General features: G+C 41.8%; 16 protein-coding genes. 13 read left to right on the top strand and 3 right to left on the bottom strand.

Features of this window, described 5'->3' with window-relative positions:
* Positions 1 to 40: 40 nt before the first annotated feature.
* A complete protein-coding gene (locus YK48G_RS05875) occupies positions 41 to 1,315 on the top strand; it encodes a glycoside hydrolase family 27 protein (RefSeq protein WP_203629791.1) in 1,275 nt (424 codons plus the stop codon).
* Between the two features lie 26 nt (positions 1,316 to 1,341).
* Positions 1,342 to 1,515, top strand: coding sequence for a hypothetical protein (locus YK48G_RS05870; RefSeq protein ID WP_232365294.1), 174 nt, complete (start codon positions 1,342 to 1,344; stop codon positions 1,513 to 1,515).
* A 414-nt stretch (positions 1,516 to 1,929) separates the two neighbouring features.
* On the opposite strand, the gene YK48G_RS05865 is transcribed toward YK48G_RS05870, so the two are convergent.
* A complete protein-coding gene (locus YK48G_RS05865; protein WP_203629790.1) occupies positions 1,930 to 2,874 on the bottom strand; it encodes an AraC family transcriptional regulator in 945 nt (314 codons plus the stop codon).
* Between the two features lie 955 nt (positions 2,875 to 3,829).
* On the opposite strand from YK48G_RS05865, the gene YK48G_RS05860 reads away from it, so the two are divergent.
* Positions 3,830 to 7,666, top strand: a complete 3,837-nt coding sequence (locus tag YK48G_RS05860; RefSeq protein WP_203629789.1) for a DUF5695 domain-containing protein — start codon at positions 3,830 to 3,832, stop codon at positions 7,664 to 7,666.
* Between the two features lie 98 nt (positions 7,667 to 7,764).
* On the opposite strand, the gene YK48G_RS05855 is transcribed toward YK48G_RS05860, so the two are convergent.
* Positions 7,765 to 8,700, bottom strand: coding sequence for a helix-turn-helix domain-containing protein (locus YK48G_RS05855; RefSeq protein WP_203629788.1), 936 nt, complete (start codon positions 8,698 to 8,700; stop codon positions 7,765 to 7,767).
* 747 nt (positions 8,701 to 9,447) lie between these two features.
* On the opposite strand from YK48G_RS05855, the gene YK48G_RS05850 reads away from it, so the two are divergent.
* The 8 genes from YK48G_RS05850 (at position 9,448) to YK48G_RS05815 (ending at position 22,314) form a co-directional block, all read left to right on the top strand.
* On the top strand, positions 9,448 to 11,628 hold the full coding sequence (locus YK48G_RS05850; protein WP_203629787.1) for a beta-L-arabinofuranosidase domain-containing protein: 2,181 nt from the start codon (positions 9,448 to 9,450) through the stop codon (positions 11,626 to 11,628).
* A gap of 27 nt (positions 11,629 to 11,655) precedes the next feature.
* Entirely contained in the window at positions 11,656 to 14,022 is a 2,367-nt protein-coding gene (locus YK48G_RS05845) for a hypothetical protein (RefSeq protein ID WP_203629786.1), read from the top strand.
* A gap of 86 nt (positions 14,023 to 14,108) precedes the next feature.
* On the top strand, positions 14,109 to 15,503 hold the full coding sequence (locus YK48G_RS05840; protein ID WP_203629785.1) for an MFS transporter: 1,395 nt from the start codon (positions 14,109 to 14,111) through the stop codon (positions 15,501 to 15,503).
* 532 nt (positions 15,504 to 16,035) lie between these two features.
* On the top strand, positions 16,036 to 17,382 hold the full coding sequence (gdhA, locus tag YK48G_RS05835; RefSeq protein WP_203629784.1) for an NADP-specific glutamate dehydrogenase: 1,347 nt from the start codon (positions 16,036 to 16,038) through the stop codon (positions 17,380 to 17,382).
* Positions 17,383 to 17,602: 220 nt separating this feature from the next.
* The gene (locus tag YK48G_RS05830; RefSeq protein WP_203629783.1) at positions 17,603 to 18,154 is read left to right on the top strand and encodes a LemA family protein; all 552 of its coding nucleotides are present in this window, start codon (positions 17,603 to 17,605) and stop codon (positions 18,152 to 18,154) included.
* Between the two features lie 18 nt (positions 18,155 to 18,172).
* The gene (locus tag YK48G_RS05825) at positions 18,173 to 19,174 is read left to right on the top strand and encodes a M48 family metalloprotease (RefSeq protein ID WP_203629782.1); all 1,002 of its coding nucleotides are present in this window, start codon (positions 18,173 to 18,175) and stop codon (positions 19,172 to 19,174) included.
* Between the two features lie 362 nt (positions 19,175 to 19,536).
* Positions 19,537 to 20,703 (top strand): trans-sulfuration enzyme family protein, encoded by a 1,167-nt coding sequence (locus YK48G_RS05820; protein WP_203629781.1) that lies wholly within the window; start codon positions 19,537 to 19,539, stop codon positions 20,701 to 20,703.
* Between the two features lie 609 nt (positions 20,704 to 21,312).
* The gene (locus YK48G_RS05815; RefSeq protein WP_203629780.1) at positions 21,313 to 22,314 is read left to right on the top strand and encodes a ketopantoate reductase family protein; all 1,002 of its coding nucleotides are present in this window, start codon (positions 21,313 to 21,315) and stop codon (positions 22,312 to 22,314) included.
* On the opposite strand, the gene YK48G_RS05810 is transcribed toward YK48G_RS05815, so the two are convergent.
* Positions 22,302 to 23,144: a prephenate dehydratase gene (locus tag YK48G_RS05810; protein WP_203629779.1), complete on the bottom strand. Its 843-nt coding sequence runs from the start codon at positions 23,142 to 23,144 to the stop codon at positions 22,302 to 22,304. The genes YK48G_RS05815 and YK48G_RS05810 overlap by 13 nt on opposite strands.
* 334 nt (positions 23,145 to 23,478) lie before the next feature.
* On the opposite strand from YK48G_RS05810, the gene YK48G_RS05805 reads away from it, so the two are divergent.
* Together YK48G_RS05805 and YK48G_RS05800 are read left to right on the top strand one after the other, a co-directional pair.
* On the top strand, positions 23,479 to 24,411 hold the full coding sequence (locus YK48G_RS05805) for an alpha/beta hydrolase (RefSeq protein WP_203629778.1): 933 nt from the start codon (positions 23,479 to 23,481) through the stop codon (positions 24,409 to 24,411).
* Between the two features lie 221 nt (positions 24,412 to 24,632).
* A partial coding sequence (locus tag YK48G_RS05800; protein ID WP_203629777.1) for a BspA family leucine-rich repeat surface protein occupies positions 24,633 to 26,096 on the top strand: 1,464 nt, incomplete at its 3' end.

Here is a 26,096-nt window from a genome sequence, read left to right as displayed (position 1 = left end):
CAGACAAGCTTTGTGAAAGACAATGAGAAGGGATGAAATAATGACACAAGAATTCAGAAAATTCGCAGAAGTTCCTCCAAAAGGCTGGAACAGTTGGGACGGCTATGGTGCTTCGGTACGCGAGGAAGAAATTAAGCGCAATGCTGACTATATGAGCAAGCACTTAAAGCAATACGGGTGGCAATATATAACCGTTGATATTCAATGGTATGAGCCGACCGCTAATTCATCAAAATATCATAATTTTGCTCCGTTAGTAATGGATGACTACTCACGGCTGCTACCGGATCCTAAGCGATTTCCTTCGGCTGCCGATGGTAACGGTTTCAAACCGTTAGCCGATTATATTCATGGATTAGGACTAAAGTTTGGCATTCACATTATGCGGGGCATCCCTCGCCAAGCGGTTCATGGCAACACCCCCATTAAGGGGACTGACAAAACCGCTAAGGACATCGCCCTTAACAATATTTGTCCTTGGAATTCAGACATGTACGGCGTTAATGTCGACATGCCGGAAGGTCAAGGCTACTATGATTCACTCATGGCATTGTATGCTTCTTGGGGAGTTGACTTTATTAAATGTGATGATATTGCCAACTCGGTTATTTATAATGGCACCTTGAAGAAGGAAGTCGAAGCTTTGAGAAAAGCAATCGATAAAACTGGTCGCTCGATGGTCTTGTCATTGTCACCTGGACCAGCTCCCGTTGAAAACGGCGCTTTCTTCCAGCGAACGGCTAATATGTGGCGGATTACCAATGACTTCTGGGATGAGTGGTCACTATTACTGAACATGTTTGATCGGGCAGAAAAGTGGTCGGCAATGTCTCGTCCAGGCAACTGGCCGGATTGCGATATGTTGCCACTTGGCCACATTGGTATTCGTTCAGTGGATGGCCCTGGCGGCAATCGGCAAACCCGGTTCACCAAGCCAGAACAAAAGACCATGATGACATTATGGTCAATGATGCAATCTCCATTAATCATGGGTGGTGAATTACCGGACAATGATGAGTGGACCACCAGTTTATTGACTAACAAAGAATTGTTAGATTTGGATGATCACGTGGTTGAAAAGTATCAAACTCATCGCGATGAGAACAAGATTACTTGGTATGCGGCAACGGCTGATCATCAATATTATGCAGTGTTTAATATCTCTGCTGGTGACTTGCAGTTATCAGGCGCTGACCTTTCTGGATTAGAGATTCCATTGAACGGCCACGACGTTTGGCAGGACCAAGATGTTTCAATGGCTAAAGCCGATTCAATCACGATTAAGTCACATGATGTTTATCTGTTGAAAGTCTAATCAATTTTTTAAAGGGGATCACATATATGGATGAAAAAACAGCTATGGAAGTTAAATCCGAAAAATTTCCGGCTGGTTCGACTAAGAAGAAAGTTGGCTTTCTTGAGCGATTGAGTTACGCCAACCTAGACTTGTCTGGTCAACTGGTTGCAACGGCTGTTAATAGTTATTTAATGTACTTCTTTACCGATGTGCAATGATTTCAGCGATAGCTACGGGACCATTTTGCTGGTTACCCGGGTGATTGATGCCGTGGTAGCACCAATTTGAGCACTTTTGAGTTGTCTAAGACGCATGCATAAAAATTTGATAATCGGTTAATCTTAAAACAAACTGGCAAAATGGGATCCGGAGATTTAACCCGGATCCCATTTTGGGTTGAAAGACTTAAAAAGGTTTAAGCCCTCCTATGAGAAATAGGGTGCTTGATAACCTTTATAGCTATATTTAAAGCAGGCAAGTTATTTTTTTACTGTTACGCTTGCTCATCAAATGATGGTCAATAAATAGCAAGTCAATAATTACGATAATGATAATCATAATTAATATGTTCATATGACCCCTTCGTCGTTTCATAGCTTCTCTTCCCTTTTTTGTCCAAGGTGATAACAGAATTATGATTCAAATCGCTGCTTATAATTAGGCGTGTCCTTAGTAATGGGCACTTCCGGATCGAAATTACTACTGTCCAGGAACTTCTTTGTATAGGCCCGTCGAAACTCAGATGGCGTGAGATTGATGTTTTCTTTAAAGGCCTTCATGAACCGTTTTTCATCCGAATAAAAAGCCATGCTGGCAATTTGTTTAATCGGCAAGTTTGTCCTTAGTAGTAATTCCTTAGCTTGTTGAAGTTTTAACTGATTGATGTATTGAATGACGGTCTGGTTTGTCTGTTGTTTGAAAATTCGAACTAAGTAGTGGGGGTTTAAGGCAAACGCATCGGCAACGTTACTGACTTTGAGCTTCTCGCTTAGATTAGCGCGGATCCATTCTTTAATGCTATCGATGCGAGCAGCTTCTTTGGATATTGGCAAATCAACAACCATTTTGAAATACTCCTCGGACAATTCAATGATTAAAGTGGTCAACAGGTAGTCAGTTGCCATGGAGGTAAAGTAGTTGTTTTTGGCGACGTCAAGAATTTGATTAGCGAGAATAAAGACTTTTTCAACATTGGGCAACTTGAACTGAAGGGGCAGAACGGCCTGATTTTTCTTAAATAATGATTCAACCATTTTGGGGCTATTGCCATCAATGGCTAACGTCTTCATGCCATTAGGCTTTGTGAAAAAATGAAACCAGAAATACTGGGTATGTTCGGGGGAATCTTGGTAGCCGTGAAGGTTGTGAAAGGGAGGCAAAGCAAAAGCTTCATTTTCATGAATGGTGTATAAACTGTCATCAACCTGGAGATGAATAATACCCTTAATCATGATGATAATCTCAAAATTGCCGTTATGGTACATGTGCTTATGCCGCCAGTGTTTGCCAGCCGTGAATTTTCCTGAGGAAATGTGCAAGACGGGTTCGCTAATGTCAAAGCATGTGATTGATCTCATAAAATAAGACTCCTTTCCAATTTGATAGTAGGCATCATATTGTCAATATGATAAAAGAACACCTAATATACTAAATTCCAGTTACAAAATCACACCTATTCTGTACAGTACACCATTCAATCAGAAAGTGGAACCGATTACAGAATATCTGTGATCTTTTTAAAGGGTGCTCGGCAAAAAGTGTTTTTCAATGTTCGCTATGTTTCTTGATAAGCGTTGTTGAGACTTTAATAATAATTTATCAAAACAACGGGTTCACTAGAAAGGATAATTCTTATGCCAACTTTTAACGTTACTACCCAATCAGCTCACTGCAGATGCCGTTTTTTGACTCAAAAAGTCGCGTTGGTTGATGAAGACGCTGATCGTTAATTTTGAAGAGCCAATTGAGGACTCTACTATATAAAGATAAAGAAGCATCTTCGTTAATTCCCAGCAGTTCTCAGGTACCGAATTTTTATCATGATTTCAAGAATTGCTGTCGGACTTTCAGAATTACTTTCTGATAGCCAAACTTTGAAAAAACAAGTTAACGATAACCGTTTAAATGATTATTTTATAAATTCCAAGTGATATTTGTTAAATAATGATCAGCAAAAACGACCAAATAATTTTTAATCAAGATAGCGTTTACACTTCCGGCACTTCTTTGATGCTGATAAATCAGCTTTTTAACGCTCAATTTTCTTAAATTATTTAAAGATAAAAACTAATGGTCAAATTATAAAAGTATTGTTAGTTTCTTGATTCCGCTGGTGACGGCTTAATAGATATAATTACAACCTGTAAGCGATTGCATAAGTGGCAAACGTTTTATTTGATTGATAGCGTTTTACATATGCATGGGTGGGGTTGCTTGACCTAATTGTCTAAAGAGGTGATTTAAGTTACTTAGTGAAATGCTTGAGGAAAGTTAATTGTTTTTAATAAAGCTATATATTGAGGAAGTGTTCAAATGAAGAAAGGTTCTATTATTGGGTTAAGCACAGCGGTCTTAGCCACGCTACTTTTATATGCTAATCCTAGTGCCAGTAATCACCGTGTGCTAGCGGATTCCAGTACGTCAGTACGCCAAAGCACACAAACTAATAGTCATACACAAAGTTTGCCGCAAAATGATTTAAATAACGTGATCAATCAACAGAACAGTTCAGATACGCAAGCAAACAAGGTAAATGATAAACAAGCTGCCAAGACGAACAAGGTATCAGTTGCGGATGATCAAATCACGACTGCAGGAACGGTGACGCCAACACCAACTGCAAATGGTGGTTACGAACTTTCTAACGATACTTTTAAGGTAGATATCGATAAAAATGGTACAATTCAGGGGTTGTACTTGCAAGACGATGCTTATAATACCAACTATGTGTTAAATGCAAAAGATAATCCGGCCCAGAATAATTCTGCTCATAAATGGGTTGGTGATTTGATGTTCCAAACTAAGCCAACTCAAGCCAGTGGCGCCGGAGATGTTTGGCAAAAAGAGTATACGAATTATTCTGATGCGACTCGAAAAATCACGATTAACAATAATCGAGTAGTCGTCACTTATACACCAGGAAAAGCGGTAAATGGTTTTACAAATCTTGCTGTTACAGAAACTTACTATATTGATAATGATAATAATCTAAAGTGGGATATTACCGTTAAAAACGATGCCGATCATTCACTTGATGTAGGGGATCTTGGTGTTCCCTTACCATTCAAAGAATATTGGGGTTATAACAGTAATGATAAGACGGTTAAAGCCTACCAGGAAAGTGTTTTATTTCACAGCTTTGTTGGCCAAAACTCATCTTATATCTATGCTAACCGGCCTAGCGGGATTGGCAACTTTTTGGTGATGACCCCAGATGCCAGCACGGATACCGGCTTTGAATATCAAGATCACTGGACTTGGGGATCACATTCTGGCGATGAGGCCGCTTGGGACGTTGGCAGCGGTAGTTGGGATAATGGGTTGAATGTTTACTACATTCATTCTAAGGCGATCCAAAGTGGTAACCGTGGCTACTTGCCAAATACTGATTTAACATTAAATCCAGGGGCGTCTAAGACTTATTCATTTAAGTTCGATAGTGCCGGTATTAAGAATTCAACAAGTAACAATTCAACAAGTAACCCTACCAATTCTAAGCAAACAGTTGATGGGAGTGCAAATGATCATTCGGCTAGCGCAGAAAACGCAAGTGGTGTAGGCGACATGACTAACACCAAGTTTGAAAGCCAGTTAAAGTCCGTTCTTTACAAGAATGACATTATGGATGCGGTTTCAGTTCCTGGCATGGTTATTCCTAAGAAGGATAATGGGGATGCTAGCGGTAAGCTTTATTTACACACTAAGCTTCCGACAAGCGCTATTAGCTTTGATTTTCAAAATCAGACGAATGATTATGTGTCCCAACGCAATAATGCCAATAATGATACGAATGCTAACCTTGGATCAGACCAGCAGGGAAGCGTTAATTTTGATAAGACCGTTGTAAAGGACGGCGAACAGTACCATGTTTACAATATTGATTTCCACTCACTAGGTAGAAATAACGTGATCGTTAAATACACTTTAAATGGTCAAAGTAAACAAACGACTCTGCAGTACTATGTAATTGAAAATCCAGAAAAAGCGCTGGATCAACACGCAAACTTTATGCTGAAAACTCAATGGAATGATTCCAGCAAGTTCTATAACAAAGAATTTGATGATTGGGACTTTAATACGAAAGCCAAGCGAGGAAACTTTAACGGGCCAGACTGGAACAGCCTTGGCTGGGGAGATGATTGGGGACTAACGCACGGATTATTCTTAGCAGCTCAAAATGCCCAAACACCAAACAAAGATCAAGTTCAAGCGGTTGATGATTATGTGAATACAACGCTTTGGAACGGCTTAATGAAGAATCATCATAACGATTACAAAGTTCCGGATTGGCTTGATGAAAAAGCTACCGGCGACAAGGATACAGATAATTATGCTTGGCGAGGATTTGCATATCCGCACGTTTACAACACGTTTTATGAGATGTACCGAATTGAACATAATTATCCTAACTTAATTAACTATCAAGAAAGTGCCAAAGATTATCTGTTAAAAGCGTACAACATCATGAAAGCGCTTTATAGTTCAGATGTTAGTTATAATATGGACGGTCTTGAGGGCGAGTCAACTGCTACCGGAATTATCAATGCGCTTAAAGAGAACGGCTTAAACAATGAAGCTAATACACTTCAGAGTTTTATGAAGAAAAAATACGATAATTTTGCTAAGGATCCATATCCGTATACCTCTGAATATCCATACGATAATACGGGTGAAGAGGCTGTCTACATGTTAGGCGATATGTATGATAACCAGCATATGATGCAAATGGTTGACATGAAAACCCGCGCTTGTCGTGGTGTTCAACCAGTTTGGTATTTGTATGATGACCCAGTTACCATCAACGGGGAAAATTGGTGGCAATTCCAATACACGGCCTCGCTTGCTGATACGGCAATGGATAATTGGCTAAGAGAACAGAACAACGGTTTAAGTTCTGATCAAGTTGGTTTGGCTGAACGGGCTAACTATGGTGCCAAGCTAGCCAACCTAACTCATATTAACAGCGGTCAAATTGATGGCGATCCAGCCAATTTAGGTGCCGTTTCTTGGACCTATCAAGCTGAACTTGGAAGCTCAACTCAAGCCCTGTATGGTGTTGGAACTGGAAAACTTCATAATGGCTGGCGATCACTGTCTGGTGAAGCTGATTTGTCAGTCTTTGGGGCATTACAAGTGCTTTCTGCCGATGTTGTCAATGATCCAGTTTTTGGTTTGACTGGCTATGGCGCTGATGTTCAAGACAACGGTGACAGTTATGACATCAAACCTGAAGATGGGCTAAGAACCCGCTTGAATTTACTTGACCAAAAACTTGCCTATACGTTTGATGGTGATAAATATACCCATGCCAATGTTGTCAAAGATGGCAGTTCTGCGACTTTCGATTTTGAAAATATGTCCAAACAGCCACACAAAGCTCACCTCAGTATTTATAACGGTAATGGGTTCCAGGAAAAGTATGATGTGATGTATGATGGCAAGACGGTTTCAAAAGTTGATGGCAATGGACAGAGAAATGTAACGTTGGATATTCCGGTTAATGGATCAAATGGCCAGATTCAGATTGTTAAAGCAAGTAAAAATAATCATTCAACAACTAACAATGACCAGCCAACTGGGACAATTTCTCACCCTACTGATCAAACGACCGCTAATTCGTCATCTACTAGTGAGCCTGCTAAACCACAAGAGCAACCGGATTCAGCTTCAAAGCCTGCTATTAAGGTAGGGACAGTTGTTTATGCCACTAAGAAAATTGGTTTATACAAACAGGCAACCTTTGATAAGGCACAACGGCCAGCAGTTTATCCAAAGCAAAACCGAACTCGTCGCCCAATGTTTGTCGTGACGGATTACGCAAAGTCTACGAACGGGACTTTACGCTATAAAGTTCGTGACATTAACTATGGCACGAAGACTGCTGGTAAAGTGGGCTATATTACGGCGAACGCTCAGTACGTTGTCAAAGCGTATAACACTGTTTTGCCAAAAAGTAAGCGAGTAATGGTTATTTCTAATAAAGGTGTGAATGCCTACCGAAATGTAAGTTTGACTAAAAAGGCTAAACATTACAAGAAAGGCGCTATTCTTAAAGTTAAAAAGATTAGCCAACATAATCAGACAACTAGATATGAGTTAACGAACGGTTACTTTATAACAGCTAATAAAAAGCTGATTATTAATAAGTGATTAAAATTGTGACCTAACTTAAGATAATAACAATCCACCTAAGATTCAAATGCCGATTAGCGTTTGAATCTCAGGTGGATTGTTTAGTTAAAATTGGATTAATTTAATTGAGTTCCAGTTGCCGACTCTGTACTGTCCGGCTTTAAGCTCATGTACTTTTTCCGATATTCTGACGGTGATACGCCATAGTACTTTTTGAATGCGGTGGAAAAGTAATAGACATTTTGATACCCCACCGTCAATGCAATCTTGCTTACTTGATCTGTTGTTAGCAGCAGGTATTTGGTGGCTTCGTTTAAGCGATACTTATTCAATAACATGTTTGGGGTTAAACCAAAAGCCTTCTTCATATAAATTGAAATGGAATTTGGATGAATGTGGAACAGCTTACCTAGCTGCTCGTAAGTAATTTTTTCATCGTAATGATCTTCAATGTATCGTTGAATTTGGTTAGCGATGACAGTGGTTGAGGATTCTTCACGGGTTTGCATCTGAATTTGGCGTAATAAATCGGTGAAGAGCTGCTCAGCCTTCCAGAATTCGATGGTATTTTGATTGATGTCGGCATGGCTTTCGCTTGATCGCCGGCTATTTGCAAAGATCTTTCTAATGATTGAAATGACTGAGTCCATGTCGGTGACAACCTGTTGCTTTTTGATAAACATCGTAATGGGTGATGTGTAGTAATGGATTGATGGTACTGAGATGGTAGGTGAGACTTGCTGGGGCTGGTCGGCCTGAACGTAGCCACCGGTGGCTGTGAAGTGAACCCAGTAGTATTCAGTCGTTTCTTCCATTGGCTTCCAAGAATAATGGTGATGATGTGGCTGCAAGATAAACATTTCGTTGGGGCCAACAGTGTACTTTTGGTCGTCTTCAGCGATAAATAAGTGTCCTCGCTTCATAAACATCATCACAAAAAATTGAAAGTTCTTCCGGTTGGGATGCCGTTCGCCAGGTTGAAAAATGACGTGACCACTTTGAATGTATGTTGGTGTCGGCAGACAGGAAATAGAGATAAATTGTTTAGCCATGAAAAACCTCCTAATGTAAGTGAGCGAAGCAAAGCGCTTAGAAGCTGGAGCCTAAGGTTACCCGGCCGGAAATCCCGGGCCTGGATTTTTGGACGGGTAGCCTTAGGTGCAAGCTTCTGCTTTGCGTAGCTGTCCTAAAAACAAGTGAGCGGAGCCAGGCGCTTAGAAAGCGGAATATAAGTCTCCTCTAACAGAAATCCCCGGGCCTGGGATTTTTGTTAGAGGTGCTTATATGGAGCTTTCTGCCTGGCACAGCTGTCCTAAGAAAAGTGAGCGAAGCAAAGCACTTAGGGATCGGAGTGTAAGGCTCCTTTGCGAGAAATTCCCGGGCTTGGAATTTTTCGCAAAGGTGCTTACACGCAGATCCCTGCTTTGCGTAGCTGTCCTAAAGCTGAACAGTAAGCTCAACCCTAAAAAATAGTCATAAGCGAAAGATTAAAAATGGATTATTATAAAAGCTTGTTTTGATATCATAAAAATATAATAAATAAATAGAATTGTCAACCATCACTTTTAATTTTGTGATTTTTGATATTCGCTTACAATGCTGATAAATAGGCGATTTTGTTTTATGGCTTAGCAAGCAAACGGTTACAGGCCATCATGTGAAATAGTATAAAACGTTATTTTAATAATGGATTCTAACTTAATAGAATTTATCTTATTCTATTAACCGTAAGCGATTACAGGATAATCAATTCATTGAACCGCCCATTAAAGGAAATGAGCAGAAGGGACGTATTAAAAATGAAACCGGTATCATATTACGATCTTAAATACTTACCAGGTTCGACTTTAAAAGAGAAGTTTGAACGCAATCTTAACTGGATGTTATCACTCACGCCAGATCAACTTTTATATAATTACCGCATTAATGCGGGATTGGATACTAAAGGTGCAAAGCCATTAACGGTTTGGGAGTCACCCGATTGGTTCTTTAGGGGTCATTTCACTGGGCATTATCTTTCCGGTGCTTCTAGAAGTTACGTTGAGCTTAATAACATGGAAGATACTAAAGAAGCTAACGAACTAAAGGATCGAGTTGACCAAATCATTGCTGGCCTAGAAGAATGCCAACAAAAGTTTGATACCTTTGAAGAATTTCCGGGGTACTTGGCCGCAGAGCCGTCTAAACGGTTTGACGATGTTGAAAAGCTTCGGTTTAACGGTAATCATTACGTACCATATTACGCTGTGCAAAAATTAATGGATGGCTTAATGGATGCTTATGAATTTACTGGTAACCAAACCGCTCTTGAACTAACCATGAACATGACGCACTACTTTGAAAAGCGGATGGCAAGACTTTCTCCTGAGCGCATTAACGCCATGATTGACACTCGTTGGTACCAGGGAAAAGGCCAGTATGTTTACCACCAAGAATTTGGTGCCATGCATCGGACGTTATTAAGGCTTTACGAACTCACTGATAAAAAGCAGCAGGATATTTTTGATTTAGCTGAGAAATTTGACCGTAAGTGGTTCCGCGACATGTTGATTAATAATGATGATGAATTAGGTTATTATTCTTGCCATTCAAACACCGAATTAGTTTGTGCCGAAGGGATGCTGGAATATTACCACGTCACTGGCGATGAGAAGTATAAGCAAGGCGTTGTCAATTTCATGGACTGGATGCACGATGGCCACGAATTACCAACGAAAGGCATTTCAGGCCGTTCAGCTTATCCAGCCCCTGCTGATTATGGCTCAGAGTTGTTTGATTACCCAGAAATGTTCTACAAGCATTTGTCTAAATTAAACGGTGAAAGCTGCTGCAGCCATGACTTGAATTTCCTAAGTTCAGAATTATTTGCTGACACTAAGGACGTTACCTTAATGGACGACTATGAAGTTCGGTTTATTAACGCCATCATGGCTCAGCAAAACAATGATAGCGCTATCGCTGAATATCTCTATAACTTAAGTGTTGCACCAAATTCCATTAAAGAATATAGCCATACTGGCTTTTGGTGCTGCACAGGTAGTGGGACGGAACGTCACTCAACCTTAGTAGATGGCATTTATTACACGGATAATGATGATGTTTATGTTACTCAATACTTTGACTCGATTCTTGATTTGAAGAATCAAGGCCTTACGATCACTCAGGATGCACATTATCCAGAGCAACATTTTGCCCACCTAACGGTTAAATCTGAAACCTCAAAGGTCTTTACAGTTTATCTTCGAGTACCAAAGTGGAGTGCCCACACAACCATCACAGTTGATGGCAAAGCAATTAGTGATCAACCTAAAAATGGTTTTGTCGCCCTTACTCAAAAGTGGGGTAAGCAGACCGAAATCACCGTTAACTTTGATTTCCAACTTCGCTACCAAACATTGGCCGATCGCTTTAATCGAGTGGCCATTTACTACGGCCCAATCTTATTAGCCGCTGAAACTAAAGACCTACCAGCTTCAGAAAAGCCAGCTAAGGAGTACCTTAAAGATCTTCAAAAGGTTGAAGGTAAAAATGAATTCCGACTTGCCGGAACTGACATCATCTTTAAGTCATTACCAGCAATTCCAGGCAACACGCCTTACAACGTTTACGTTAAAGTGCCGGATGAAAAGGTTGCCACCGTTGTGGATACTCAAAACGACAGTGACAAGCCAGTTAATGAAGAACGCGAATGGACGCTAGCAGTTGACCCAGAGAAGAAGAACTACTTAAAGATTACGTATGATCGACTTGATGGTGACATTTATAGTTTCCAAATTGAAGATGACAACAAAGTCCTCTTTACCCAGACGATGAAGAGCGAAGAATGGCCAGAAGATTCTTATTATATTTATCCACTACCACTGGATGCCACCAAGGGTAAGAACAAACTTAACATTAAGATCAAACCATTGGATTATGAAGGCTTGAACTTTGATATCGCTAATATCGACAAGATTGAAACAATGGTTGCCAATAAATAATTAATAGATGCCAGGAGGGGATTACAAATGAAGTCGGACTTTCTGACGGTTTCACAAAATGCACGCGGCGCAATTACCAGCTTGAAGTTTAAGGCTGATCAATCAAAGATGAATTGGGTGGTTGACCCTGATTATCTCAAGTCGCTTGGATATGATGATTTGGATAAGCTCTTCGGCGAATTCAATATCACGATTGATGGCGTTAAACATCGAAGCATTGACCAAATTCCGGAAGTCACTGGTGACGATAAACACAGCACAGTTTTCTTCCAAGTTGGAAATCTGACTTTAGTTCAGAAGTTTGAATTAGTTGAAGATTCATTAAGATGGCAATTTTCGGTTAAAAATGACAGTGCCAGCGATGTTACAATTCAAAATTTGGGTGTTTGGGTCAGCTTGGCCTATGTCATGTTTAGAGATAAGGACGTTCACCGGAATGCGAACCAGTCAACTGCCGTTTTCCCACAGATTTCAAAGAACTACACGAAGCTGGCTGCGGTTCGCCGCGACAATACCCAACCCAACCTAGGGCTTTATCAAACGAGTGGGCAGGTGTTATCGGTTGGCACGTTTAACGATTATACAAATCGTTTCTTTGAAAACGTCTCGCCGTCATTGGATGGCATGCTGTTCCATGAAATTGTGCTGGCTGGTGGCTACGACGATGGGCGTAGATCTCACCATGATTGGATTTATCCCCAAGATCAATTAGTACTCAAAGCAGTGGAAACCAAGCACTGGGAATTTTATCTTAAGCCGTTTACCACACAAAAGGATTTTTACGACATTGCCACAAATGATTATGGCCATCCCCGGTTTGAATTCGAACCGATGATTTCACAAGGCGCTGATCAGATTTTTACCATCAAATTGGCAAAGGGTCAAGAACTGCAAAAGATTACGGTTCGTTACAAGTCAGGTGACCAACTTGTCGATCAAGACATGACTGATCAATTAAAGGACGACCGATTGGTTTATCAGCCACAAGGCTTAGGCGAACATCAAGTTATTTTAACGTTTGCGGATGGCACGATGGATATGGGTGTTTTCAACGTCATGAGTTCAATTAATGAGCTGTTGCGTAATCGCGCCAACTACGTCTCGCAGCATTCATATGCCGGTAAAGATGGCAAGGTGCCATATAGCTTTGGCCCTGTTTCTAATCAGGGTGAATCAATTGGTAAGATGACCTTCGTTTTGCAGGAATGCTTGTTAGACGACAAGGTTGAAGACGCCGACAAACAAATTGCTCAAGTCGAAGAAAGTGCCGTTAAGTACGTTCGGCCAAAGTGGTTTGTGAATGGTGATTTTCGAAAACCAGCTAAGTTATACGGCGATTTCTACCGACTGATGGATCTTGAATATATCGCCCACATGTTCTACTTACTGTCGAAATGCCCAGCTTCTTCATTGAAGCTCAACACCCCAAATGATTACTTGTCATGGGCTGCGCAAATATTTGACGTTCGGGTTAACCCTGACCTAAACGATAATGAACGAGGCAAAACGGAAGCGCAAATGCTTGGGACCTATGGTTTGTATATTGAAGATTTGTTGGCTGATTTAAAGAAGCACGGTCTTGACAAGGAATATTCAGAAATTTCTCGATCCTGGCAAAATGTAACTGATCGCTTGGCCAAGACTAGCTCATCTTTGACAGCGGCAATGACGGAACATTTCTTTGATAATGCTGGCTTTGGCCCAGCCGCCAGTGCCTTGGCGCTTACCGGAAACGATGAGGCTGCTAAGACATACGGCGAATTGTTGAAAGCCAATATTGGCTATAGCAATGATTTCCGTTCCCAAAATCCTGACCGTTGGTGGGAAGCCTTATCATACATGATTCATGCGTTATGGGGTGGCTTAACGGCTGCCTCCGCCCAGATTACCGGTGAAAAGCTAGCTGATCCAGAGCTAGTAGAAGCCGCTTATCGAGCAACCGGCGCAGTCCTTTATATGTATGATTCGAATGCGACGGCAACTGACCGGATGTTAAAACCAGGTGAAGCCGCTTCAACGTATAGTATCGCTGGCCCAAACATTAACCGACCGGACTTGTCCAGAAACCGGTTTGGCCAATCAATCTTTGCATCTGACGGTGGGATTTTTGCCCGCTTATTCCCAGACGGTTATACGGGAGAAGATGATTGGGACATGGGTGAAGAACTCGTTGCATTCTTAAACGGGTTTGGCCAAAAAACTTATATTTACACCGACAAGAACAAGGGCTTAACGGCGATTAACGGCCGGGTTAAACAGCTTGCCGATGGTCAATACGAAATTCAAAGCTTTGCACCTTATATCAATGAATATATTGATCTGGATTCAAAGCAACTCTTTGAGAATTCGCATAACGTTGTCGAATTTAATTCGATCACTAAAACGCTTCGATAAGTAAGTCAAGATTGCACTTAGGGAGGTGATGATTGGTTCCACCTTGTTCTGCTATTATCATGATTTTATAAAAGGAGATAGTCAAAATGGAAAAAAGTGCTACAGGTTCTGTAAGCACCGGCAAAGATAATGCCAACGTAAAACTATCAGTTTGGGAAAAAACAGCTTATTCCTTCACTGATATGGCCGGTAACTTACTATACGTTACGATTTCAAGTTATATTCTATATTTCTATACTGATGTGTTTGGCTTAACTGCCGCAGGTGCCGGCTTGATTTTGCTGGTTGCCCGATTCTTCGATGCGATCAGTGCGCCAGTTTGGGGGTCAATTGTTGACCACACTCATACTAAATGGGGGCAAAGTCGCCCGTACTTCCTTTGGTTGGCTATTCCATTTGCCGTTGCAACTTTCTTAGCCTTCACCGCACCAAACCTGCATGGAACTGCTAAGTTATGGTATGCTGGGTTTACTTACATTCTAGCTGCCGGAGTTGTTTATACCGGGATTCAAACACCAATTACTGCTATTTTACCTAGTTTGACAACTAATGGTCAGGAACGAATGAACGCCAATTCGTTTAGAATGGTTGGTGGTTCCCTTGGATCATTTATCACGAGCACATTTGCTTTGCCTCTAGTTGCTTTTATGGGTAAAGGCGATGATAAGGTTGGTTTCATGTGGACAATGTTCTTCTTCGGTGTTTTAGCCGTTATCTTACTCTTCTTAGCATTTAAGGGGATGAAAGAACGAACTATTGCTGTCCAAAAACCGATTCCATTCAAAGATTCTTTGAAGGCGACTGTTGGTAACCACCCATGGTACATTTTAGTTGTATCATTTGTGATTTATTGGATTGCACAGTCAACCCGTAACGGAATTTCTGTTTACTATGCTAAGTATAACTTAGGTAACGAACAATTAACCTCAGTATTCAACGGACTTCAAGTTCTTGGCATCATCGCAACCATTTCAATTCCATTTATTACTAAGATTACGAATAAGACCATGACCATGATTATTGGGTTAGCAATTGGTGCCTTTGGTCAATTAATGATGGGCTTTGTTGGTAATAACTTCACGTTAGTTATTATTGCCTGGATTATTGGGATCATGGGTGCATCAATTGCCGTTGCGATGCCATTTGGGATGTTAGCTGATACCGTTGACTTCGGTGAGTGGAAGACTGGCATCCGAGCTCCTGGCTTCCTAACTGCCGTAGGTTCTGCCTTCTGTATTCAATTAGGATCAGGGTTTGGCGCCTTTATCCCATCAAAGATCATGTCTGCTGCTGGCTTCGTTGCTAACAAGACGCAATCAGCGCACACCCTATCGGCTATTCACTTCACATTTATTTACTTCCCAGTAATCATTTATGCGATTGTTGCTCTCATTATGTGCTTGTACTTCAGATACGAAAAGATGGAGCCACAAATCAAAGCGGAATTGGCTGCTCGTCATGCAAAAGAAGCAAACGACTAATTCCAATCCTAACAATATGCTTGAAAGTAAAAACTAGTTAATATTTCGCAACTCATCAATTTAGGAGGTGAGTTAGAAATTCCTAAATTGCAGCAAGTGAAACTGATGTAGACGTTATTTCTGACATAATGTTTATTCGAAACCCCATTCGCTACCAGGGACACTTGCTGGATTTGAATCATTTTGTATCATCGATGCCCGTTTCGTCCAACGAGACATCAAAACCTTCGTAGTATATGAGAGAAATGGCTAGAATTGTTTACCTTGTGTAAATGGATTGTAGCCATTTCTTGTATCATGAGACTTATTGCAGCGACTAGCAAACTCAAAAATTATAAAGCTGAGCGAGCATCGACTCATAGGCAAGTTATCCAAATGGGCAAATTTTGAAAAAACATTTGGGTGGCTTGTTTTTTATACTCAGATTTATATAAAATTTCATAAAATGTGAACATTTTTAATTATATTTCTGTTAACATATAACATAACGATGTCAATCTAAACTATTTTTATAAGAAAGCTGGTATGTTTTGTGAGCAACGTCAAATCGTATATTGAATCAGTTAAGGACCAAATACAGCATCGAGATCCCGATCAGTCTGAATTTCAAGAAGCTGCTTTTACGGTGTTAGACAGCCTTGAACCAACGCTTGAGGCTCATCCCGAATACGTTAAAGCTAACTTGTTATCACGGCTTGTTGAACCAGAACGGGCGATTCAATTTAGGGTCCCATGGCAGTCAGACGATGGCCAATTCCACGTCAATCGAGGCTTTCGAGTTCAGTTTAACTCGGCAATTGGCCCGTATAAGGGTGGCCTTAGATTACATCCCAGCGTTAACTTGAGCGTAGTCAAATTCTTGGGGTTTGAACAAATCTTGAAAAACAGTTTAACTGGGTTGCCGATTGGTGGTGCCAAAGGTGGTAGTGATTTTGATCCAAAGGGCAAGTCTGATTCAGAAGTTATGCGGTTCTGCCAAAGCTTTATGACCGAACTGCAACGCCATATTGGGCCGGATTTAGACGTTCCGGCCGGCGATATTGGCGTTGGTGGCCGAGAAATTGGTTACTTGTTCGGTGCCTATAAGCGTCTTAAAGGATATCAAAACGGCGTCTTAACTGGCAAAGGATTAACCTTCGGCGGCAGCCTGGCACGAACGCAAGCAACTGGCTTTGGGCTATTGTATTATACGAATGCCCTAATAAAAGCCCAGGGTGACACGCTAACTGGCAAGCGCATCAAAATTTCTGGCGCCGGTAACGTGGCAACCTATGCGATTCAAAAAGCAACTGAATTGGGAGCCAAAGTGATCACAGTCTCCGATTCTAATGGCTATATTTATGATCCAAAAGGGATTGATTACAAGATTGTCAAGCAAATTAAAGAAGTTGAGCGGGGCCGAATTCGTGATTATGCTGACCGTGTGGCGAGTGCCGAATATCACGGTGGTTCTGTCTGGGATTTTGACGTTGATTATGATATTGCTTTGCCTTGCGCGACTCAAAATGAAATTAATAAAGATCAGGCCAAGCTGATTGCCAAAGATGGCGTTAAGTATGTCTGCGAAGGGGCTAATATGCCAAGTTACCCGGATGCAATTGCAGTTTATCGCGACAGCGGCCTATTATATGGTCCAGCAAAGGCTGCCAATGCCGGAGGGGTTGCAGTTTCCGCGTTAGAGATGAGCCAAAATAGTGAACGGTTATCTTGGAGTTTTGAAACCGTTGATAATCGCCTTCAAGATATTATGGAAGATATTTTTGAAAAGTCAAAAGCGGCTGATCAAAAATATCATCTCGATAAGAATTACCAAGCAGGCGCGAATATCGCCGGCTTTGAAAAGGTTGCAACGGCAATGATGGCTCAAGGGTTAGTTTAAAAATAAGTTCGTGTTTGTTAGCAACAGATCAGTTAAGGAAGTGTCCATAGCGGGCACTTTTTCTTTTAAATAACTTCAAAAAAGGAGCCGACAATCTTTAGTATTCCCCGTCACTATGGTACATTTGATATCAAAGAGGACTAGTGGTGAGCAAAGCTTAGGATCGCCCGTTTGCGTTAGACGCTGTAATCGCAGCTGTCCTCAAAGAGGAGGAAATGAAATGGTATTAATCATAGTGGGAGTCATTATTGTACTGTTGATTATTTGGATCATCGCTTTATACAACGGCTTGGTGAGCCAACGCAACTCGGTCGATGAAGCTGCCAGCCAAATCGACGTGCAATTGCAGCGGCGAGGCGACTTACTGCCAAACTTACTGGAAACGGTGAAGGGCTACGCTAAACACGAGCAGGAAACCTTCGCCAAGGTTACCGAAATGCGGACACAAATTACCGATCCTAATGTGAGCTTAGGCGATAAGGTAAAGGCCGATAATGAGTTAACCGGAGCCTTAAATCACTTGTTTGCGGTTTCCGAAAACTATCCGGAATTAAAAGCAAACCAAAATTTCATTGCTTTGCAAGAAGAGCTTTCAAATACTGAAAACAAAATTGCTTTTTCCCGCCAGAACTTCAATAGTAACGTCATGGTATACAATAATAAGATTCAAACTTTCCCAAGCAATTTAGTTGCCAAATTCGGAAACTTTGCGGTTCGTGGTTATCTCGAAGTACCAGAGAAGACCAAAGAAGTTCCGCAAATGAAATTTTAGTAGAAGGACTGACTGATAATGGACACCATAAATCAGCAGGTTCAACAAAATAGACGACGGACATGGCTGGTAATGGCGGGGTTTATCCTCTTGATTGCCATCATTGGCTTTGCGATTGGCTGCATTTTTGCCTACCAGCAAGATCCTTTTGATATCATGATTGCGGTCTATACGATGATCGGCTTTTTAATTGGCGCGGCAATTTATTCGTTCTTTGTGTATCTCAACGTTACCAACATTTTGATGAAGTCCAGCAAGGCAACCAAATTGCAGGAATCAGACGACCCCCAGCTATTTAACATTGTGTCCGATTTGGTCTTGGTTGCCAACATTCCAATGCCCGACCTTTATTTGATGGCCGATCCATCGCCCAACGCCTTTGCGACTGGCCGGGATCCGGAACATGCGGCTGTGGCAGTGACCAAAGGGCTCCGCGAGATGATGAACCGAGAGGAACTTGAAGGGGTTCTTGCTCATGAAATCTCGCATATCAAAAACTATGATATTCGAGTGTCGTCAATTACCGTTGCGTTAACGACCTTCATTGCCGGCGCGGGTGCTGTGTTAATCGTTGCCGGGATTAGTCTGATGCGCGGCGGTCGGTGGTTTGCCTGGTTTGGCGGCGACAATGACCGTCGGGATTCAAATAATTCATGGTATATCATGCTGGCAATCCTAACCTTTGGCTTTATCATCTGGCTTGGCGGCTGGATCATTCGCGTGATCGGTGTGCCGATTGCTCAAATTATGCAGTTTGCCGTTTCCAGGCAGCGTGAATCCTTGGCGGATGTTTCGGGCGTCAACTTAACTCGAGATCCGCAAGGCTTGATTGACGCGTTGACTTTGTTGAAAAATGATACAACGCCGACTACCAATCCGGCGTCTAAGGGAGCGGCTTTGTATATCAACGAACCGGTTACGCGCCAAGGCAAGACGCCGTTTTTGGTTAAAATGTTTGATACCCATCCGCCACTAGATGAGCGAATTGCAAGGCTAAAGCGACTCTTAGGCGAAAAATAACGTTGCACTAGTGAAAAAAGCTTGACACGTTTAGTGATTAGATGTATCATTCATGGCAATAAATCTAATTTGATTTTAATATTTAATGCGATGAAGAGAAGAGTAAGCTGGCTAGTATCAGTGAATAGCGACCGCCAATAGTGAAAGGGCGGCTGAAAACCCCGGCTGAAGATGAGCTCTGAGCAATTATCAACAGTGAAAGCTGGCGATACGTGGGAATCACGATAAAATTCCGGGCATGAATGTGTCTTTGAGGCTAAAGTGGCGACACTTTAGCGAACTTTGGGTGGTAACACGATGATAAATCGTCCCTGTACAAAATTATTTTGTACAGGGCTTTTTTTATGGAAAGGATGATCGCAATGTCAGAATTTGATACGAAGTTAGTTCACGGAAAACCAGAAAACGATAATCAGACAGGGGCCGTTAACGTGCCAATTTATAATTCCTCGACGTATATTTACCCGAGTGCCGACGCCAAGGTGAAGTTTGACTATGAACGGTCTGGCAATCCAACTCGAAACTACTTAGAAAATCAGTTGGCAATTCTTGAAAATGGCGTTCAAGGATTTGCGTTTTCATCTGGGTCAGCCGCGATTCACGCCGTTTTGTCAATCTTTTCGCCCGGTGATCATCTCATTATCAGCAAGACAATTTATGGGGGAACTTTCCGGATCATCAATGATTTCTTCAAACGCTGGCAGCTTGAATTTACTGCGGTCGATACTCAAGATATTGCGGCAGTTAAAGCAGCGATTCAACCAAATACCAAAGCCATTTATTTTGAGACTTTTTCAAATCCACTCCTGCACGTCACTAGCGTTAAAGCAGTCGCCCAGTTAGCCAAGCAGTTTGATATTTTAACGATTGTTGACAACACGTTCTTGACCCCCTATTTGCAGCAACCGCTTAATTTAGGTGCTGATATTGTCGTTCATTCGGCTACCAAATATCTTGGCGGTCATTCCGACGTGGTAGCTGGTGTAGCGGTGGCGAAGGACCAAAAAATTGCCGACAAAATTTACTTTAATCAAAACAGCATTGGCGCAACGTTATCACCTGAAGACTGTAGTCTGATCAGACGCGGGATTCAGACCTTGGCTGTTAGGATGGATCGTCACTTGAGTAATGCTAAAAAAGTCGTTCAGTTCTTGGCGAAGCGACCAGAAATTGCCAGAATTTACTATCCAGGAATTGCTGGGAGCCGCGACCATGAAATTGCGAGTCAAGAAACGAACGGGTACGGCGGCATCATTTCGTTTGAATTGAAACCAGGAATTGATTCGACTGAGTTTGTCGATAATTTACACTTAATCCAATTGGCCGTCAGTTTGGGAGCGGTTGAAAGTCTCATCGAATTGCCATACAAGATGACTCACGCAGAATTGTCCCGAAAAGAGCAGTTAAAGGCAGGGATTACTCACCAGCTCATTCGACTTTCCGTTGGGATTGAAGATCCGAATGACTTGATTGCCGATCTGAGTCAGAGTCTTAATCAAGTCAGTGAAAGGCAAAGGGTGGTTAATTAATTTCTTAGTCCAGCGCCACAAAGCAGAAGCCTGCATGTCGGCACCTCGCCTAAAGATTCCAAAGCTTAAGGATTTTTGGCCGAGGTGCCGACACACAGATTTCTAAACGTTTTGCTTCGCTTATTAAAAAAACTCAAAATTATGTTGACAATTAAAATAGTGTGAGTTAGATTATAGACACATTAAAATTTGATTGAAAATAAATGCAGCGACGAGGAGAGTAACTCGATTAAATCATTTCAGGGAGTCCCGGTTAAGTGTGAAGGGACAATGATTGACCAAGCGAAAGTAGCCTTCAAGCAGTAGGCGCAAAGCAATGAGTGTCTACGGTGTGCACCCCTTAAAGTGCCAGTGTATCGCCAAGTTTGGCCGTACATGCAGAGACGGTTTGTGTGAGCAAATCGTGAATAAAGGTGGTAACACGCGTAAGCGCCCTTGATCTTATCAAAAGATCAGGGGCGCTTTTTATGTAGGAAAGCTGCGCGTAAGCACCTTGGCCACAAATTCCAGAACTGGGAATTTCCGTCCAAGGAGACTTACGCACCGATTTCTAACCGCCTGACTCCGCTCACTTTTCAATCAAAAATCTAAAATAGGAGTGTGATGTTTATGAAGTTTGCAATGATTGGTGCAGGTGCAATGGGATTACGTTACGGAATTTTACTACAGGAAGCTGGAAACGACGTCACGTTTATTGATACGTGGCAACCGCATATTGATAAAATCCGCGAACAGGGTGGTGTTTATCAAATGCGGGATCACAAGGACCGTCACTTAGTGCACATTAAACTGGAAACGCCGGAATCTTACGATGGTGATCCAGACATGTTGATTTTCTTTACCAAGCAAATGCAATTAGCTGATTACTTGAAGCGCTGTTCGCATTTCTTTAATGACAAACAATATGCATTTACCTGTATGAATGGTATGGGCCACATCGAAAAGCTTCAGCAGTACTTTGCTGATGACAAGATTATTGGCGGCACGGCCTTGATCGCAACTGTTTTGCCTGGTCCCGGCGAAGTTGACTTCATGGGCAAGCGCGGTGCCGGCAAGATGAATATGTGCCCGCTAAACGAAAAGCCGGATGAGATGACCCATCGGTTGTTTGACGAGCTGCAAAAGGCCGGCATGAATCCAACTTTAACCGATGACTTTACCGGCACGCTGATGACGAAGGTAATCTTTAACTCCGTTATTAACACAATTTGTACCATGTTTGAGTTACCAATGGGCGAATTTGGCAACTTCCCTGGCGCTTATGAAATGAGCCGACAACTAATTGATGAAGCCTACGATATTTGTGCCCGTGCTGATATTCATTTGGTATCAACCCGTAAAGAAGAAATGGCTGCTTTGGATCGAAACACCCGAATTGATATGCCATTACATTATCCATCCATGTATCAGGATATGATTAAAGATCGGCCAACCGAGGTTGATTATATCAATGGCTATATCGCTCAACTAGGTCGAAAGTACCATTACGAAGCCAAAACTCACTTGTTTGTCACCCAAGCAGTTCATTTGGCTGAATTCCACCGGCAAAATCTTGCCAAACAGCGGGCTAATCAGGCAGAACTATCGGCACCGCAGGCTCAAACGGCATAGTAGCCAAGTAAGTGTACCTGATATTTTGAAGCGAGTTCTTGTAAAGTCGTGAACAAAACCTCCTGTTGCTTACGATGACCGGAAACTTCTAGATAAAAGGCGTACATGCCAAGCTGTGATTTTGTCGGTAATGACATGAGGGTTACTAAATTTAGATTGGCTTTGGCAAAATAGCCCAGAATTTCATATAGGGTCCCTGGACGATCGTTGATGGCAGGCGTGATGAAAAGTGGTGCTTTGAAATAATCGGCAGTCAAAGAAGTTTGAGAGAGCATCTCAAGGCTGGCGGGGTTGGCCTTAAAGAGAATGAATCGGGTGCTGTTATCTCTTTGATCAGCAACGTGATTCAGCTTTAAGGCACCGGAGACTTCTGCTAGTTGCGATTGTGGAATAATGGCGGCATCACCGAGTTGACCTGTTTGAAACTTCTCCAATGAAATCATATTTGAAGCTGTCGTGATGATTTGAACACTAGGTAATTGGGTTATCAGTACTTGGCATTGGCCCTCTGTCTTGAACTGCACATAGAGTCGTTTGATTTGACTCAGATCAGAAACGTTACTCACCAGGCCAAAATCGACTGGAATGGTGATCTCGCCGATTTCCGTAACGTCGGCGGACTGCAGGCGTTGCAAAGTTGCGGACACATAACCGTCAAGCTGGTTTTCTAATGGTAATAGGCCAAGATCATTACCAGAAACGGCTTGATAGACTTGATCGAAAGTGGGATGGTAGTCAAGGGTTATTTGGGCATTAGGCTGGGTTTGAAGATAGGCTTTAGCGGCCATGTCGGTGAAAGTACCGGCTGGCCCCAGCACGGAAAGTTTCATAGTTTAAACTCCTTTAGATTAATTATACTTAGTATTGCACAAGAAGCGTAAGATAGGAACAAACTGAGAATAAATGATTAAAATGAAATTGTTTGCCGGCTCCAGGTGATTTTGGGAAAGTAAGAGTTCCCGGGATGACTTGGAGCTTTTGTGAGAACGGCCGATTGAGGCTATACATTGAGGCCGCCGGGCAGAAACGCGGCTACCACAGAGTTTCCAGCCAAGGAGGTGACGATTAGCTGCACTTTCTTAAAATGCAGTAAAGTTGTTTGACTTGCTGCTGGCAACTCACTAAGATTACTGGTATCACCATAAAGGAGCTTGAGAAAAATTGATGAAGATGCCATCCTTAAAGCCACTGCTGATTCCGCTGACGGCAATCACTGCTGGCAGTGCGCTTTTAAGCTATAAATTATTTAATTTTGCGTTTAAACGAGTTGACTATGTTCCGGCAACTTCTAAAGAAAAGCAAAAATACGCAGACCAATACTATGACTATGTCGACTGGTTTCATTCGGTACCTTCTGAAGATTGGTATTTAAATGAAAATCAGCCGGATCATAAGATGGTCGCAACCTATATTCCCGCTAAAGTGGCCACTCAGCAGACCGTTATTATTGCACATGGGTACAAAGGCAATCGGGAAACCATGGCGAACTACGCAAAGATGTTTCGTAACATGGGATTCAACGTCTTGACCCCAGACGATCGCGGTCATGGTGATAGTGCCGGCGACTACATCAGTTTTGGCTGGTTGGATCGCCTCGATTATCTTCAGTGGATTGATCGTGTGATCGAACACGTTGGTGTGGATAGCCAAATCTTATTATTCGGTGTCAGCATGGGCGGTGCCACGGTCGAAATGTTGTCTGGCGAACACTTGCCGGATCAAGTGAAGGCGGTGATTGCCGATTGTGGTTATTCAAGTGTTGAAGAAGAATTGACCTATCTATTGAAGAAACAATATCATTTACCGGAATATCCAGTTGAGCCAATGGTGAGTGAAATTAATAAGCGAGCGACTGGATTTGGGCTAGCAAACGCGTCATCGATTAAGCAGCTCGAAAAAAACCAGTTACCAATTTTATTCATCCATGGTGAAAAAGACACCTACGTTCCAGCGTACATGGCTTATGAGAATTACCACGCAACCCATGCACCGAAACAAATTTGGATTGTGAAGGGTGCCACACACGCAGAGAGTTTTTGGAAGAATCCGAAAGATTATCAAGAACGGATTGGAACATTTTTAAATACTTATATGTAACAAGAGAGTCGTCTAAGCAGGGTTGTTTTTCTGCTTAGACGACATTTTTAATAGTTGTTTGATACATAAACATATTGTCTTCCGAAATGGTGTATTTGTTACGCTTAACAAAAAATATTATAATTAGTTTAACAAGCACTTATACATAGTGCTATAATTTAAGGTGCTTTTTAATTCTAGAAGCATACAATTATTGAGAGAACAAAAGGGGATATGAGCTAATGAATAAAAGACAACTTGTCCGATATCTCTCAGCTTGTGCGTTAGTGCTTGCAGGCCTAACTATTAACGTAGCCACGACTTCAAGTAATACCGCTCATGCTGATAGTAGTACCACGACCAGTGCGGTAGCTGCAACCACATCTGGAACTGTGAGCAGCGATTACGATGCCAAATGGTCATTAGATGCCGATGGTACCTTGCACATTACTGGAACCCAGTTGGGCAATGGGGCTAATTTGTGGAACGGCCTGGATAAAAGTAAAGTAACTCAGATTTCAGTTGATAGTGATTTACAGGGTCAAACAAATTTAACCTCTCTGTTTGCAAGCTTTGGTAACCTCAAGACAATTAGTGGATTAAGTAGATTAGATACCAGTAAGGTTACTAATATGAATGCTATGTTCTATGACGACACCGCACTAACCAGCCTTGATTTATCAAGCTTTGATACCAGCCAAGTTATCAATATGCAGGCTATGTTTGAAGACGACAAAGCATTGACCAGTCTTAATGTATCTAAATTTGATACTAGCAAGGTTACTAACATGAACGCTATGTTTATGATGGACAGTGCATTAACCAGTCTTAATGTATCTAAGTTTGATACTAGCAAGGTTACTAATACGAATGCTATGTTCTATTACGACACAGCACTAACCAGTCTTGATTTATCAAGCTTTGATACCAGCAACGATACTAATATGGCAAATATGCTTGGCGAGGTTTCTTCTTTAACTAAATTAATTCTTGGTAACAAGGTTATGCTAAACTCAGCCGCTGACTTACAGTCTCCTAAAGGATCATCTAATTGGCAAGCGATGGGAAGTTCAACTGATGAAACCCATCCAAACGGTAGCATATACTCCCCTGAGGATTTGATGGCTTTGTATGCCACTGGTAACACAAACCATCCAACAACGGTCGAAACATATGTTCCTCAGGCTGATCTTGCATCGCTCACATTGTCATCTACAGAAAAGAAAATTGCTAACGGAGTGGATTTTGATCCGATCAGTTTAATTTCAGTAATGACTGATATTACCGGTAAGCGGGTAGATCCAGCCGATGCCGTTAAAAATGGCTCGTTAAATATTACTGGGATGCCAAGTGATACCACTAAAGACGGCATCTACACGCTGAATTATCATTACGACAATAAGAATTACACCGTAAGCTTAACAATTGAGCCAAGTAAAGCGGCTGTACAAACCCAAGATAAAACCTACTATACTGGTGACACCTACTCACCTAAAGATTTGTTCAAATCGGCTACTGGCCGTGATGGAACAAATTATACCGATTACGACAAAGCCGTGGCTGCCGGTTTAAAGGTTTCCGGCGATAAAGTTGATACCTCTAAGCCCGGAACTTACAAGGTTACCTTTACAATGGATGATAAGCCGGCTGATGTTACGGTGACTGTGGTCGCCAACCAAGCAGCTGTTAATACCAAGGATTTAACT

The sequence above is a fragment of the Lentilactobacillus fungorum genome (assembly GCF_016860605.1).
Classification (GTDB): Bacteria; Bacillota; Bacilli; order Lactobacillales; family Lactobacillaceae; genus Lentilactobacillus; species Lentilactobacillus fungorum.
The sequence above is the reverse complement of the archived record's forward strand: the minus strand, read 5'-3'. Positions and strand labels throughout refer to the sequence as shown.

Bases quoted from the DNA above. Each gene is read 5' to 3' on its own strand.
- YK48G_RS05875 (WP_203629791.1), top strand. From the start codon at position 41: ATGACACAAGAATTCAGAAAATTCGCAGAAGTTCCTCCAAAAGGCTGG.
- YK48G_RS05870 (WP_232365294.1), top strand. From the start codon at position 1,342: ATGGATGAAAAAACAGCTATGGAAGTTAAATCCGAAAAATTTCCGGCT.
- YK48G_RS05865 (WP_203629790.1), bottom strand. From the start codon at position 2,874: ATGAGATCAATCACATGCTTTGACATTAGCGAACCCGTCTTGCACATT.
- YK48G_RS05860 (WP_203629789.1), top strand. From the start codon at position 3,830: ATGAAGAAAGGTTCTATTATTGGGTTAAGCACAGCGGTCTTAGCCACG.
- YK48G_RS05855 (WP_203629788.1), bottom strand. From the start codon at position 8,700: ATGGCTAAACAATTTATCTCTATTTCCTGTCTGCCGACACCAACATAC.
- YK48G_RS05850 (WP_203629787.1), top strand. From the start codon at position 9,448: ATGAAACCGGTATCATATTACGATCTTAAATACTTACCAGGTTCGACT.
- YK48G_RS05845 (WP_203629786.1), top strand. From the start codon at position 11,656: ATGAAGTCGGACTTTCTGACGGTTTCACAAAATGCACGCGGCGCAATT.
- YK48G_RS05840 (WP_203629785.1), top strand. From the start codon at position 14,109: ATGGAAAAAAGTGCTACAGGTTCTGTAAGCACCGGCAAAGATAATGCC.
- YK48G_RS05830 (WP_203629783.1), top strand. From the start codon at position 17,603: ATGGTATTAATCATAGTGGGAGTCATTATTGTACTGTTGATTATTTGG.
- YK48G_RS05825 (WP_203629782.1), top strand. From the start codon at position 18,173: ATGGACACCATAAATCAGCAGGTTCAACAAAATAGACGACGGACATGG.
- YK48G_RS05820 (WP_203629781.1), top strand. From the start codon at position 19,537: ATGTCAGAATTTGATACGAAGTTAGTTCACGGAAAACCAGAAAACGAT.
- YK48G_RS05815 (WP_203629780.1), top strand. From the start codon at position 21,313: ATGAAGTTTGCAATGATTGGTGCAGGTGCAATGGGATTACGTTACGGA.
- YK48G_RS05810 (WP_203629779.1), bottom strand. From the start codon at position 23,144: ATGAAACTTTCCGTGCTGGGGCCAGCCGGTACTTTCACCGACATGGCC.
- YK48G_RS05805 (WP_203629778.1), top strand. From the start codon at position 23,479: ATGAAGATGCCATCCTTAAAGCCACTGCTGATTCCGCTGACGGCAATC.